Genomic DNA, 13,867 nt, shown 5'->3' with positions numbered 1-13,867 from the left:
CGAACTCTCAGCCTTATCGCTCAACTTCACAGCAATGCGTTACGCATTCGCTGACGAGCACCTCTTTCCTGGTGCAAGTAGCGGAAACCTACTGCATCGCAAGGCTTTCCTTCCGCTGACGCGTCCCGTCAGGGCCGGCGACCCTCGGGGTGATCTGTGTAGTGTCTGGCCGCTCCGTTTTCGGCGACGGCAAACCCGGGCCGCAGTACGCTCATTCCGTGCCGGAAACGTCATACGCCAAGTGTGGCGATCTCAGCCTGGCCTATCAGCTGTTCGGCGATGGGCCGATCGAGCTGGTCATCGTCGGGCCGTTCGTGACCCACGTCGAGCTGGCCTGGACCCTCCCCCAATTCAAAGCGTTCGTTGACCAGCTCGGAACCTTCTGTCGCGTTGCCTGGTTCGACAAGGCCGGGGTCGGGCTGTCGGACCCGGTACCGAAAGTTCGTACGCTGGAGGAGCGCGCGGCCGAGATCGAGGCGGTCATGGACACGGTCGGCTTCGGACAGGCCGTCATGTGCGGACTGAGCGACGGTGGACCGGTAGCCATCATGTTCGCGGCAACCTGGCCGACGCGAACCAGGGCGCTAATCCTGTCCGGCACGGTTCCCTATTGGGGCTTCGAGGACTGGGACGACTTGGACCGAGACCCGGCCGAGCTGCGGGCGCGCTTCCTCGCCGAGCTGGGCGAGGACTACACGCCCTCGATCGCTCAGCTCGCCCGCTTCCAGCAAGCCGGCCGCACGGTGCGCTCCGGGTGGGGAAACGGCGAGACAGCCAGCATCAGTTCGCCATCGGTCCGGTCGCTACGCCAGCTCGCGATGTGCGAGCGCATGTGTGCGAGCCCGGGAATGGCGCGGGCCTCCTTTGAAGCGGCGTTTCTGATCGACGTGCGGCCGATCCTGCCGACGCTCACCGCGCCGACCCTGGTCATCCATGCCCGCGAGGACAACGCGGTGCCGGTTCAGGGCGGCCGGTATCTCGCCGCACATATCCCCGGAGCGCGATACCTGGAGGTTGAGGGCGTGGACCACGCCCCCTTTCTGACCGAGCCGGACAAGATCCTGGCGGAGGTCGAAGAGTTTCTCACCGGTGGCCATGCGGCGCCGGCACAGTCACATCGCGCATTGCGCACCGTTTTGTTCACCGACATCGTCGCTTCGACGCAACACGCCGCGGCGACCGGCGACGAGCGGTGGCGAGCGGTGCTGCAGCGCTTTGGTGAAATCACCGCCGAACTCACGGAGCGATTTAGCGGCGCGGTGGTGAAGAGCACCGGCGACGGTCACCTCGCCACGTTCGACGGCCCGACGCAGGCGATCCGCTGCGCCGAGGCGTTGCAGACCGACGCCGACGCACTAGGCATCGAGATCCGGGTCGGTATCCACACCGGTGAATGCGAACTGATCGACAACGACATCGCCGGGATGGCCGTGCACATCGCGGCGCGGATCGTCGGCCAGGCCGGCGCGGGCGAGATTCTGGTGTCGCGCACCGTGCGCGATCTCGTCGTCGGCTCGGGCACGGGCTTCGAGGACCGCGGTAGCGTGGAGCTTCGCGGCGTTCCCGGCACCTGGCAACTCCTTGCCATCGATCGCAACGGCCCGGCAGCCGGATCAGCCGAGGCCGAACTGGCCTCGACGCCGACCCCCGGCCCGCAGGCCTCGATGCGCCGCTCGGACCGGGCCGTAGCCGTGATGGCACGGCAGACACCATGGATCCTGCGTGGGGCAGCCCGTATCGCTCTGATCACCAGCCGCAGATCGAACCCCCGGCACGTCGAACCGCAGCGGGATGTGTCAAAGATTACGTAACAGTCCCGGAACCCCCCACACCCTGGGCAAACAGGCGTCGCCATTGCGCCTGGACGAGGAACGGACGACCACTGCACAAATTACTTCGCTAGGCTATATAAGAACGCCTAGTTTGTAAAGAGAGATATCACCGATGAGCACCGTTTCCGCTTATGCCGCCACGTCGCCGACCGACCCCCTGACCAAGACCACCATCACCCGCCGGGACCCGGGTCCGCACGACGTCGCTTTCGATATCGCTTTCGCCGGTATCTGCCACTCCGACATCCACACCGTCAAGGCCGAGTGGGGCCGCCCGCAATACCCAGTCGTGCCCGGACATGAGATCGCCGGCGTGGTGACCGCGGTCGGCGCGGATGTCACCAAGTTCAAGATCGGCGACCGCGTCGGCGTCGGCTGCTTCGTCGACTCGTGCCGCGAGTGCCCCAGCTGCCAAGCCGGCCTCGAGCAGTACTGCACCGGCGGCGGCATGGTCGGCACCTACGCCGGCGTCGGCCGTGACGGCCAGCCCACCCAGGGTGGCTACAGCGGCGCGATCGTCGTCGACGAGAACTATGTGCTGAGCATCCCGGATGAGATTCCGCTCGATGCCGCCGCGCCGCTGCTGTGCGCCGGCGTCACCACCTACTCGCCGCTGCGCCACTGGAATGTCGGTCCCGGCAAGCGAATTGCCGTCGTCGGTCTGGGCGGTCTGGGCCACATGGCCGTCAAGCTCGCAACCGCGATGGGTGCCGAGGTCACCGTGCTGTCCCAGTCGCTGAAGAAGATGGAGGACGGGCTGCGGTTGGGCGCCGAGCATTACTACGCCACCAGCGACCCCGCGACGTTCAAGAAGTTGCGCGGCACCTTCGACGTCGTCCTGAACACCGTCTCGGCGAGCCTGGACCTGGGTGCGTACCTGGGGCTGCTCACCCTGGACGGCAGCCTGGTCGAGCTGGGCATGCCGGAGAAAGCCCTGGCGGTACCGCCGGGCCCCCTGGTCAGGATGCGACGCAGCGTGTCGGGGTCGTTGATCGGCGGGATCGCCGAGACGCAGGAGATGCTGAACTTCTGCGCCGAGCACGGCGTGCGCCCCGAGATCGAGGTGATCGAACCGGATTACATCAACACCGCCTACGAGCGGGTGCTCGCCTCAGACGTGCGCTACCGGTTCGTCATCGACACCGCGTCGTTGCGGCAGCCCTGAGCCGGCGCTAGACGTAACGGTTGCGCCCGGCCAGTGCGCCCGCCGACGTCTGCACCAGATAGACGGCGAGCATCATCAGCCACGGCACGGTCCATCCACCGCTGGCGTGGTGCAACAGACCGAACATGAACGGGCCGACGCCGGCGAGCAGGTAGCCGAAACCCTGCGCCATCCCCGACAGGCTCACGGTGTCCTGCGTATCGCGGGCACGTAGCGCAATCACGGTGAGCGCCAACGAGAAAACGCTCATCCCCAGCCCCACCAGTACGCTCCACAACAGCGGTGCGGCCGCGGGCGCGATCAGCAGACCGACCATGCCGGTCATGCCGAGCGTTCCCAGTCCGACGATCCATCCGCTTTGGCTGTCGCGGCGGGCGGCCAGCGGCGAGACGATCAGGCTGATCGGCACGGCGATCAGCGAGATCAGGCCGAGCAGCAGGCCCGCGCGCGTTTCGCTTGTGCCGTTGTCGATCAGCACCTCGGGTAGCCAGCCCAGCACCACGTAGGCGAGGAACGACTGGGTGCCGAAGAACAAGGTGACGGTCCAGGCCAGCTTGCTGCGCAACAGCGATCGGCCTTTCGTCGCGGCCGCGGGTGCGGTGGTGCCGGGCCGATCGAATCCGCGGGCCCCCACCACCCATGCCGCCAGCGCCAGCAGCGCCAGCGCACTCCACGCGCCCAGCGCCGATCGCCAGCCTCCCAGCGCGTCGTCCAGCATCGGGGTGACCGCGGAGCCCAGTGCTCCTCCCCCTTGTAGCGCCGCGGTGTAGATCCCGGTCATCAGCCCGACCTGCGCCGGGAAGGATCCGCGGATGATCACCGGGATCAGCACGTTGATCAACGCGATTCCGGCGGTCGCGATCAGTGTTCCGCCGAGCACGACCAAGGCGCCATCGCAGACCCGGATCAGCAGTCCGGCAACAAGTGTGAGCAGCGCTGCCGAAACGGTACGGGCCAATCCGATCCGTCGGGACAACCACGGCGCGGCGAGGCCGGCTGCCGCGAAGCACAGACCGGGCAGGGTGGTCAGGACACCGGCCCAGGTGTCCGAGGCGCCCAAGGCTCCCCGCATCTCCGGGAGCAGCGGGCCCACGCTGGTGATGGCAGGGCGGAGGTTCAGCGCGGTCAACACCACCGCGACGGTCAGCAGGGCGCCGCCGGCTGCCATCGTCGCAGGCCGGAACTCGGCGGCGCCCTCGAGCTCCAGTTCGAGGTCACGCTCGTACTGGCCGAGTCTTTCGGTGCGGGCTGCGCGGGTCACCTAAAGTAGGATGACATACATCCGATGATTGGATGACGGGAGGATGCTGTGCCGTTAATCACCACCCGCCGCACGTGCCTGGTCGATCAGGTGATTGACCAGCTCCGGGCCTCGGTGACCGGCGGGGAATGGCCAGTCGATTCTCGAATCCCCCCCGAACCGGAACTCGCCGAGGCGCTCGGGGTCGGCCGCAACACCGTGCGTGAGGCGGTCCGGGCGCTGGCCCACGCCGGCATTCTGGAGGTCCGTCAGGGCGACGGGACCTACGTGCGGGCCACCAGCGAGGTGTCCGGCGCCGTGCGTCGGTTGTGCGGCTCTGAGCTGCGCGACGTGTTGCAGGTGCGGCGTTGCCTGGAGGTCGAGGGGGCACGGCTGGCCGCCGTCGCCCGCACCGACGAAGACCTGGCCGAGTTGCGCGCACTGCTGGAGCGCCGCGACGGTCACCAGCAACAGGGTCGAGATGAGGACTTCGCCCGGGCGGACACCGATTTCCACCGCGCCGTGGTCCGCTCCTCGCACAACCCGGTGTTGGCCGAGCTGTACTGCGGGCTCACCGAAGTGGTCATCGCCAGCGTGGCCACGACGAGCGGAAAACCGGTGCAGGCGGACCAGATCCGGCACCGGGGCTTGCTGGAGGCGATCGTCGCGGGCGACGTCGAGGCGGCCGGGCGCGAGGCGGGTGGATTCCTCGACGAACTGTTAGACCAGTTGCCGGCCCGCTGAGCTCCTCACTCGCGTCGAAGCCCCAGCACCCGCAGCAACTCCGGCCGCCGCAGGATGAGCCCGATCCACAGCAGCACGCCGACATACACCCCGGACAACACGAAACCGGCCAACGGCTTGTCGGTAAGCAGGTTGACCGTCACCGCCCCGCCCAGATACGCGGTCAGGCCCAATGCACCCAGCACCGCGGTGCGGGGGATCAGGAAGACGATCAGGCACACCAGCAGCACCCAGCCGATGACCGCGGTCTTATCCGGGGAGAAGCCGAGCGCTTCGGTGCCTTCGCGGGCGAATTTCATGCCGGCGATCTTCGGGATGGCGTCGAAGGCGAAGAACAGCCCGAGCAGGACGGTGATCACGGCGCCGATGATCCAGGTCCGGGAACGCTTGGTGTGGTCGGTGTGAGTCGTCATCGGTGGCCTTCCTTAATTCGAATAGTGATCGCCTGGCGCAACACTAAGCCGGTAGCGCGTTTACCGGTTCGCGGGCGCGCAGGAACACCGCGGTGTAGATGAACAGGATCACCGCCGTGGCGACCAGCATCAACAATCCCACCGCGTAGCTGTTGTGCACCGGGTCGTAGGTCGCCCCCATCACCAGCGGCGGGAAATAGCCGCCCAAGCCGCCGAAGGCCGCGACGATCCCGGTGACCGAACCGACCGAGCCGGCCGGCGCGCGACGCGCCACCCAGGCGAACACCCCGCCGGTGCCGATACCGAGCGCCACCGCCAGCGGCAGGAACGTCAGGCCAGACCAGATGTCGGCCGGCGGCTTGAACACCGAGACCAGGGTCTGCACTGCGATACCGGCCAGCGAGGCCAACACCACGTACTTGGGCGCGATGTGGTCGGCCAGCGATCCCCCGAGCAGCCGGGCCAGCACCGCCGCCAGCGCGAACGCCGCAGTGCGCTCCCCCGCTCCGACCTGCGAGAACTCATAGATCGTCTTGATGTAGATCGGCAGGTAGCTGCTGAACGCCACGAATCCGCCGAACACCAGGGCATACAGCAGCGACATCTCCCAGGTGACCCGGAGTCTCGCAGCGGCCCGCAGCTTGGGCACCACCGGAGCGACGTTCGGCTCGAAGTATGGCCCGTTGCGCATCACCAGGACGCACAGCAGCGCGGTCGCCGCCAAGGTGACTGCGACGATGAGGTGGGTGGTGAACAGGCCGACCCATGTCACCAACCGCGGGGTGAAGAAGGCCGACACCGCGGTGCCGGCCATGCCCATCCCGAACACCCCGGTGGCGAAGCCGCGCCGAGTCGGGGCAAACCAGTTGTTGGCGAACGGAATTCCGATCGCGAACACGGTGCCGGCCACCCCGAGGAAGAACGCGGCCACCACCATAAGCAGATACGAGCCGATCGTGGCGGCGATACCCACCGCCAGCACCGGTGCGATCGAGGCGAGCGACACCGCGATGAACATGGTGCGCCCACCCAGCCGGTCGGTCATCGGCCCGGTGACGATCCGTCCCAGCGCGCCGACCAGGATCGGGGTCGCCACCATCAGCGACTGGGTCAGGGTGGTCAGGTTCATCTGCGCGGCGTACTGCGTCGACAGCGGGCCGATCAGATTCCACGCCCAGAAACAGATCACCGAGACCCAGGTGGCCAGGGCCAGTTGCACGCCCGGGCCGAAGCCACGACGGTCCGCACACATCACCGGATCATGCAAACACCGCCAGGCAGGGTCGGTTCGTCATTCGCGCAAAATGCCGGCGCGGCCATGACCGGGTTCAGCTGTGCAGGGCCGTGCGGAATCGGTCCCGGTAGGCCTTCGGTGAGACGCCGAGATGTTCGACGAACGCCCGCCGGAGGGTCTCGGTGCTGCCGAAACCCGCCAGGCGTGCGGTGTCGGTGACGCTGTGGCCGGCGTCCAGCGCGGCACGGGCGGCATCGATTCGGACCATTTCGACGTAGCCGGCCGGAGTCATCCCCAGTTCGGATCGAAACAGCCGGGTCAGCTGACGCGTACTCAGACAGGCCCGGGTGGCAAGGGTGCTCACCCGGTGGTCCGCGCCGGGATCGGCGGCGATCGCGTCGGTGACCACCCGCAGTGCGGACTGCGGCGCCGGATGGGCCTCGACCAGAGTTGAGAACTGTGATTGGCCGCCCGCGCGTTTGAGATAGACCACCAGCCACCGGGCCACCGCGCGGACGAGGTCTGCGCCATGGTCCATCTCCACAAGAGCCAGCGCCAGGTCGATCCCCGACGAAATCCCCGCCGAGGTGAACACATCGCCGTCGCGGACGAAGATGGCATCCGGCTCGACGGTGATCTCGGGGAAGGCGCGCGAAAACAACCCGACGTCGTGCCAGTGGGTGGTGGCACGGCGGCCGTCGAGCAGACCGGCCTGCGCCAGGACGAACGACCCGGTGCAGATGGAAGCCAGCCGTCGGGTGCGGCCGGAGAGAGATCTGACCGCCTCCACGAGTTCTGGGTCGATCGCGCGGCGGGGCAGGGTGTCGGCCCCGGCGACCATGACGGTATCGGCGGACTCGATCGACGCGAGGGACCCGGTAACACCCAATCGCGTCCCGATCGAGGTGGTGACATCGCCCCCGTCGACCGAGGCGAACTTGAGCCGGTAGTTCGCCCCGAAGCGGTTGGCCTCGGCGAAGACCTCACCGGCCCCCGCGACGTCCAACATCGTCACCTCGTCGAAGACGACGATCACCACGACCCGTGATGGTGCGCTGGCTTCGGCCACGGATTCATTGTGTCGCAATCTGAGGTCTTGACGGCTCAATCGACACCTGTGAACCAGGCAGATCGGCCGCAATCTGGATACTGATCGACCCACCGAGGAGACCGCTCATGACCACTCAGCCGATCGAGACCATCGCCGACGTCGTCGTACCCGACACCCGGCTCGCCCGAGAGGCAACCGATCTCGTTCGCAGCGCCGAGGACGACGTGCTCTTCCATCACTCGCGCCGGGTGTACTTGTTCGGAGCGCTCCACGGTCGCCTGTCGGGGCTACAACCCGATCTGGAACTGCTCTACGTCGCAGCGATGTTCCACGACTTCGGCCTCACCACGCGCTACCGAAGTTCAACTCAGCGCTTCGAGATTGACGGCGCCGACGCCGCACGGCAGTTCCTGTTGGAGCGCGACGTCGACCCGTCCGACGCCGATAGGGTGTGGCTTGGCATTGCGCTGCACACCACGCCGGAGGTCCCCGCACGCCTCGACACCGAAACCGCTTTGCTCGCCGCGGGTGTCAAAACGGATGTGGTCGGCGTCGGCCGGGCGGACCTCGCCGTGGACGATGTCGCCGCGGTGATCACCGCCCATCCGCGCCCGGACTTCAAGAACCGCATTCTGGTGGCCTTCAACGACGGCATGAAGCATCGTCCGGAGACCACCTTCGGGACGATGAACGATGACGTGCTGGCCCACTTCGATCCCGCCTTCGAGCGCGGCAACTTGGTCGAGGCCATTCTCAACAGCCCATGGCCCGAGTAACGGAGAGGAGCAGGCACATGGAGATCCACGAAGCGCTGTACACCACCAGGATGATGCGGCGGTTGCGGCCCGATCCGATTCCGCTGGACACCCAGGCCCGCATCCTCGATGCCGCCGTGCGCGCCCCCAACGGCGGCAACACCCAACGCTGGCATTTTCTCGCCGTCGATGATCCCGAACTCAGACGCGAGCTGGCCCAGCTGTTCCGGCAGGCCCGCGCCGTCGAGTACGAGAAGTTCGCGAGCGGGACGGGACCGATGGTTGCACCGGCGCCCGACGCGGACCCGACCCGACATGCCGAGACCATGCGCCGAATCAAGAGCTCGGGTGATTATCTGGCCGACCACTTCGAAGACGTTCCGCTGTTGCTGTTCGTCTTCGCCATCGACGACCTCGGCGGGGCCAACATCTACCCGGCGATCTGGAGCGCGTTGCTGGCCGCCCGCGCCGAGGGCGTCGGCGGCGTCATGACGATGGTGCTCCGCAACGTCGAGGACCGTATCAGTGAGCTGCTGGGTGTGCCGGTTGCCCAGGGCTGGAAGATGTCGGCCATGTTGGCACTGGGCTACCCCCGGGGGAATTGGGGTGTCGCGACCAATCGGCGTCCCGTGCAAGAGGTTTCATCCAGAAACCGCTGGGGAACACCGTTTGGGGTCGAGGTCCCGCAGCCACTGTGGCCGCACGACTACTTGGCTCCCGACCTGGCCACGGTAGTTTGAGGACTCGTGCAGGCGATTGTTGCAACTGACCGCGCCGCAGGTGTCGGTGGGCTTTCGCTGGCCGATGTCCCCTACCCGATTGCCGCGGAGAACGACGTCATCGTCGAAGTCCACGCCGCCGGTTTCACGCCCGGTGAACTCGACTGGCCGGCAACCTGGACGGACCGCGCAGGCCGTGATCGAACGCCCAGCATCCCCGGGCATGAGGTCTCGGGCGTCGTCGTCGAGCTGGGCTACGGCACCACGGGGCTCTCGATGGGCCAGCGCGTCTTTGGAATCACCGATTGGGCCCGCAACGGTTCGCTGGCCGAATACGTCGCCGTGGAGGCCCGCAACCTCGCACCGTTACCGGCCGACATCGACCACGTGGTGGCCGCGGCCTCGGCGATATCCGGGCTGACCGCCTGGCAGGGGCTGTTCGATCATGCCCGTCTTGTCGCCGGTCAGACCATACTGGTTCACGGCGCCGCCGGCGCGGTCGGTTCCATCGCGCTACAACTGGCCCGTGAGGCCGGCGCGCGGCTGATCGGTAGCGGCCGAACCGAACACCGCGACACGGTGCTGGGCCTGGGCGCCGATGGATTCCTGGATCTGCAACAGGATCGGCTGGAAGATGTCGGCCAGGTCGACGTGGTGTTCGACGTCATCGGCGGTGAACTGCTCGATCGTTCAGCGCCCTTGGTACGTTCCGGTGGCGCACTTGTTTCCATCGCCGAACCACCACGCGTTCAACCCGAGCACGCACGCGCCATCTTCTTCGTCGTCGAGCCGGACCGATCGGGTCTCAGTGCCATCGAGCGCCGACTTCGCGACGGCCGGTTGCGCCCGCTGCTCGGGGCGACGTGTTCGCTGGCCCAAGTTCCCACGGCATTCGACCCGGCCAGGCGCGGCCACGGCAAGACCGTCGTCGCAGTCATCGGCGCCGACTAGGCGCCCCGGCGCCGGCGCGCTCTCGCTCCCGGCCGACATTTCGGAGGTTCCCATTGAAATTGGGTCTACGGCTACCGCAGAGGTTGGGAGTAGACCTCCGACACGACGTGGTCGAAGCCGCCCGCACTGCCGAAGTTGCTGGCTACTCCAGCTTGTGGACCTACGAACGGCTGCTCTTCCCGGACTCGCCCACCGACCCCTACAGTCCGACGACTGCGGAATGGCCGGAGTCTTCGCGGCAGGCCGCCGACCCCCTGGCGATACTCACCGCAGCGGCGGTGGTGACCGAGCATGTGCGTCTGGGCACTGCCGTTCTGATCGCCGCTCTGCACACACCGGTCCAATTGGCGAAGCAGTTGGCGACCGTCGACCAGATCAGCGGCGGGCGCGTGGTCGCCGGTCTGGGCTCGGGCTGGTCCAGTGACGAGCTGCGGGCCACCGGTGCGACACGAGCAGATCGCGGTCGATTTCTCGACGAGACGCTGAACGTCTTCGACGCGGTGTGGGGATCCGACCCGGTGACGGTGCGGGGACCGCGGGTCGTGATCGACCATGCCTCGGTCCTGCCCAAGCCCGTGTCGAGAATCCCTGTACTGCTGGGCGGCGGAGGTAGCAACCTGGGTCGTCACACCAGCTCCAAGGCCCTGCAGCGCATTGCAGAGCACGCAGACGGTTGGCTGCCGGTACTGACCACTCCCGGGCCGGCCGGCGCCACCGAACTGCGCGGAACCTGGGAACGTATTCGCGAAATGGCTTCTGCGGCAGGCCGAGACCCAGGCCGCATGGAGATGATCGTGGTCGGCAATGTCACCTTCACAGACCGTCCGGCCGGTTCGGGGCGATCGGCGTTCGCCGGCACCCTCGATCAGATCATGGATGACATCACCACGGCCGCCGCGGCCGGCGCGGACGAACTCATCGTGGACCTCAATCTGCAGGACTGGTTCACCAGCACCCAGCAGATGCTTGAGACCGCCGTCGAGATCCGCGAACGAGCCGTGGTCTGGTAGACCGACGTCCTTCGGTGTCCGGGCCTGCCGACCCCACCTCTCGGGGCTTTTAGAAGTCCCAGTCGTCGTCTTCGGTGATGACGGCCTTGCCGATCACGTAGCTCGACCCCGAGCCGGAGAAGAAGTCGTGGTTCTCGTCGCCGTTGGGACTCAGCGCAGACAGGATCGCCGGGTTGACGTCGGTCTCGTCCCGCGGGAACAGCGCCTCGTAGCCCAGGTTCATCAGCGCCTTGTTGGCGTTGTAGCGCAAGAACTTCTTGACGTCCTCGGTCAGCCCGACCCCGTCGTAGAGGTCTTGGGTGTACTCGACCTCGTTGTCGTAGAGCTCGAAGAGCAGCTCGTAGGTGTAGTCCTTGAGTTCCTGGCGCTTGGCCTCGTCGACGGCGGCCAGCCCCCGCTGGTACTTGTAGCCGATGTAGTAGCCGTGCACGGCTTCGTCACGGATGATCAACCGGATCACGTCGGCGGTGTTGGTCAGCTTGCCCCGGCTCGACCAGTACATCGGCAGGTAGAAGCCGGAGTAGAACAGGAAGCTCTCCAGCAGGGTGGAGGCCACCTTGCGCTTGAGCGGCTCGTCACCGCGGTAGTACTGCATGACGATGCCGGCCTTGCGCTGCAGGTTGACGTTCTCTTCCGACCAGCGGAACGCCTCGTCGATCTCGGCGGTCGAGCACAGCGTGGAGAAGATCTGGCTGTAGCTCTTGGCGTGCACCGACTCCATGAACGCGATGTTGGTGTAGACCGCTTCTTCGTGCGGGGTCAGCGCGTCGGGAATCAGGCTGACCGCGCCGACCGTGCCCTGGATGGTGTCCAGCAGCGTCAGGCCGGTGAAGACCCGCATGGTCAGCTGCTTCTCGTCGTCGGTCAGGGTTCCCCAGGAGGGGATGTCGTTGGAGACCGGAACCTTCTCCGGCAGCCAGAAGTTGCCGGTCAACCGGTCCCAGACCTCGAGATCCTTGTCGTCTTGAACCCGGTTCCAGTTGATCGCCGAGACCCGATCGATCAGCTTCATTTTTTCGCTCACCGACAACCCCATTTCACCCACCGGAAGCTAGGCCTTCGACACTACCCCTGGGGGCCGACAACCCGTGTCAACACCAGAAGTTGTGTCTGCGTGTCGTGTCAGCCCACCCCGGAAAATCGGTACTCACCCGCCCGCAACGAGCGGGTGGACTGCCAGTACTGCCAGGTCATGCCGCTCCACAGGGTCCGGTTGACCCCGTGCTCGTCCAGATACCAGCTGTTGCAGCCGCCGGTGATCCACACTGAACCGGCGAGCTTGTCCTGCAACTCGGCGTTGTAGCGGTCCTGGGCAGCACGGCTGGGCGCCAACGCCTGCGCACCGACCTTGTCGGCCGCGGCGATCGCCTTGGCGACGTAGCGGATCTGCGACTCGATCATGAACACCACCGAGGTGTGGCCGAGCGCGGTGTTGGGGCCGAGCAGGAAGAACAGGTTGGGCATGTCGGCCACGGCGATGCCGCGGTGCGCCTGGACCCCTTCGCGGTTCCAGCGCCCCACGAGGTCCTCGCCGTTCGGACCGGTGATGCCGACATAGGTGTAGGAGTCGGTGACATGGAATCCGGTGGCGTAGATGATGACGTCGACGGCGCGTTCCACATTGTCGGCGGTGACGATGCCGTCCCGGGTGATGCGAGTGATCCGCTCGGTCACCAGCGTCGTCTTCGGATCGGCTACCGCACGGTAGTAGTTGTTGCCGGAGTACAGGATTCGTTTGCAGCCGGCCCGGTACTGCGGCGTCAGTTTGCGGCGCAGCTCCTTGTCACGGACCTGTCGACGGATGTTGAGCTTGCCGACCGCCTCGATCAGGCGCAATAGGCCGGGGCGCTTGGTCATGGCGAATCCGACACCTTCCAGCGCCCAGTAGATGGCGGCCCGCACCGCGTAGCGCAGTCCTGGCACCACCACGAACGCTTGTCGCACCGCATCCGGCAGCTGATGATGCGGCACCGGCACCACCCACGCAGGGGTGCGCTGAAAGAGCTGCAGCTCAGCGACCCGGTCGACGATCGCGGGCACGATCTGGATCGCGCTGGCGCCGGTTCCGATCACCGCGACCCGCTTTCCGGTCAGGTCCACACTGTGGTCCCACTGCGCGGAATGGAATGCCGTGCCTGCGAATTCATCGATTCCCTCGATATCGGGCAGGCGTGGGATGTGCAGGCCGCCGACTCCGGAGACCACGAACTGGGCCACATATTCCTGGCCGTCGTCGGTGAACACATGCCAGCGGAACTCGTCGTCGTCCCACGCCGCACGGGTCACCTTGGAACCGAACCGGATATGGCGACGCAGACCGTACTTGTCGGTGACGTCCTTGAGGTAGTCCAGGATCTCCGGCTGCGGCGAGAACAGTCGGCTCCAGGTGGCCTTCGGCTCGAACGAGAATGAGTAGAGGTGCGACGGCACGTCGCAGGCGCAACCCGGGTAGGTGTTGTCCCGCCATGTCCCGCCGATCTCGTCCGCCTTCTCCAGGATGAGGAATTCCACACCCTGCTTCTGCAGCGCAATGCCCATGCCCAGGCCGGAAAACCCGGTCCCGATGATGAGCGCCCGGGTGTGTACCGGCGCCCGGTGGCCGGTGTCTTCGGCGGTGTGATCGGTCAGCGTCATCGCGCATCCCTCCCGTTCAGGTATCGATGTTCAGTGTCTTTGCCGGACTGACGTCCGTCAACGCCATGCCGCCTTCTCGCAGGAGCCCCTGCGAGAAGGCGGCACGGCGACTGCCAGGA

General features: G+C 66.5%; 13 protein-coding genes. 7 read left to right on the top strand and 6 right to left on the bottom strand.

Annotated elements, in window-relative coordinates; all coding sequences use genetic code 11:
* Positions 1 to 218: 218 nt before the first annotated feature.
* Entirely contained in the window at positions 219 to 1,811 is a 1,593-nt protein-coding gene (locus G6N23_RS06540; protein ID WP_085262068.1) for an adenylate/guanylate cyclase domain-containing protein, read from the top strand.
* 133 nt (positions 1,812 to 1,944) lie between these two features.
* On the top strand, positions 1,945 to 2,997 hold the full coding sequence (locus tag G6N23_RS06535) for an NAD(P)-dependent alcohol dehydrogenase (protein WP_085262067.1): 1,053 nt from the start codon (positions 1,945 to 1,947) through the stop codon (positions 2,995 to 2,997).
* 7 nt (positions 2,998 to 3,004) lie between these two features.
* Here the strand turns inward: G6N23_RS06535 and G6N23_RS06530 are convergent, their stop codons facing one another.
* Positions 3,005 to 4,165 carry a CynX/NimT family MFS transporter gene (locus tag G6N23_RS06530; RefSeq protein WP_085262259.1) on the bottom strand — a complete coding sequence of 387 codons (1,161 nt, stop codon included), beginning with the start codon at positions 4,163 to 4,165 and terminating at the stop codon, positions 3,005 to 3,007.
* Positions 4,166 to 4,306: 141 nt separating this feature from the next.
* On the opposite strand from G6N23_RS06530, the gene G6N23_RS06525 reads away from it, so the two are divergent.
* Positions 4,307 to 4,981 (top strand): FadR/GntR family transcriptional regulator, encoded by a 675-nt coding sequence (locus G6N23_RS06525; protein ID WP_085262066.1) that lies wholly within the window; start codon positions 4,307 to 4,309, stop codon positions 4,979 to 4,981.
* A 5-nt stretch (positions 4,982 to 4,986) separates the two neighbouring features.
* Here G6N23_RS06525 and G6N23_RS06520 read toward each other — a convergent pair whose 3' ends face one another.
* From G6N23_RS06520 to G6N23_RS06510, 3 genes are all read right to left on the bottom strand, one after another.
* Positions 4,987 to 5,394, bottom strand: a complete 408-nt coding sequence (locus tag G6N23_RS06520; RefSeq protein ID WP_085262065.1) for a DoxX family protein — start codon at positions 5,392 to 5,394, stop codon at positions 4,987 to 4,989.
* Positions 5,395 to 5,437: 43 nt separating this feature from the next.
* On the bottom strand, positions 5,438 to 6,646 hold the full coding sequence (locus G6N23_RS06515) for an MFS transporter (RefSeq protein WP_085262064.1): 1,209 nt from the start codon (positions 6,644 to 6,646) through the stop codon (positions 5,438 to 5,440).
* 76 nt (positions 6,647 to 6,722) lie between these two features.
* Positions 6,723 to 7,637 carry a GlxA family transcriptional regulator gene (locus G6N23_RS06510; RefSeq protein ID WP_234808695.1) on the bottom strand — a complete coding sequence of 305 codons (915 nt, stop codon included), beginning with the start codon at positions 7,635 to 7,637 and terminating at the stop codon, positions 6,723 to 6,725.
* Between the two features lie 167 nt (positions 7,638 to 7,804).
* Between G6N23_RS06510 and G6N23_RS06505 the strand changes: the two genes are divergently transcribed.
* From G6N23_RS06505 to G6N23_RS06490, 4 genes are all read left to right on the top strand, one after another.
* Positions 7,805 to 8,455 (top strand): HD domain-containing protein, encoded by a 651-nt coding sequence (locus tag G6N23_RS06505; RefSeq protein ID WP_085262062.1) that lies wholly within the window; start codon positions 7,805 to 7,807, stop codon positions 8,453 to 8,455.
* Positions 8,456 to 8,472: 17 nt separating this feature from the next.
* Complete coding sequence (locus G6N23_RS06500) at positions 8,473 to 9,174, top strand: nitroreductase family protein (RefSeq protein ID WP_085262061.1); 702 nt, start codon at positions 8,473 to 8,475, stop codon at positions 9,172 to 9,174.
* Between the two features lie 6 nt (positions 9,175 to 9,180).
* On the top strand, positions 9,181 to 10,104 hold the full coding sequence (locus tag G6N23_RS06495) for an NADP-dependent oxidoreductase (RefSeq protein ID WP_085262060.1): 924 nt from the start codon (positions 9,181 to 9,183) through the stop codon (positions 10,102 to 10,104).
* Positions 10,105 to 10,256: 152 nt separating this feature from the next.
* Positions 10,257 to 11,114, top strand: a complete 858-nt coding sequence (locus tag G6N23_RS06490) for a TIGR03619 family F420-dependent LLM class oxidoreductase (RefSeq protein ID WP_235687140.1) — start codon at positions 10,257 to 10,259, stop codon at positions 11,112 to 11,114.
* Between the two features lie 49 nt (positions 11,115 to 11,163).
* Here the strand turns inward: G6N23_RS06490 and nrdF are convergent, their stop codons facing one another.
* Positions 11,164 to 12,126 carry a class 1b ribonucleoside-diphosphate reductase subunit beta gene (gene nrdF / locus G6N23_RS06485; RefSeq protein WP_085262258.1) on the bottom strand — a complete coding sequence of 321 codons (963 nt, stop codon included), beginning with the start codon at positions 12,124 to 12,126 and terminating at the stop codon, positions 11,164 to 11,166.
* A gap of 110 nt (positions 12,127 to 12,236) precedes the next feature.
* A complete protein-coding gene (locus G6N23_RS06480; RefSeq protein ID WP_085262058.1) occupies positions 12,237 to 13,748 on the bottom strand; it encodes a flavin-containing monooxygenase in 1,512 nt (503 codons plus the stop codon).
* Positions 13,749 to 13,867 lie beyond the last annotated feature (119 nt).

Source organism: Mycolicibacter terrae (assembly GCF_010727125.1).
Taxonomy (GTDB): Bacteria; Actinomycetota; Actinomycetes; order Mycobacteriales; family Mycobacteriaceae; genus Mycobacterium; species Mycobacterium terrae.
Note: the sequence above shows the minus strand (reverse complement) of the source record. Positions and strands in the feature narration are given on the sequence as shown.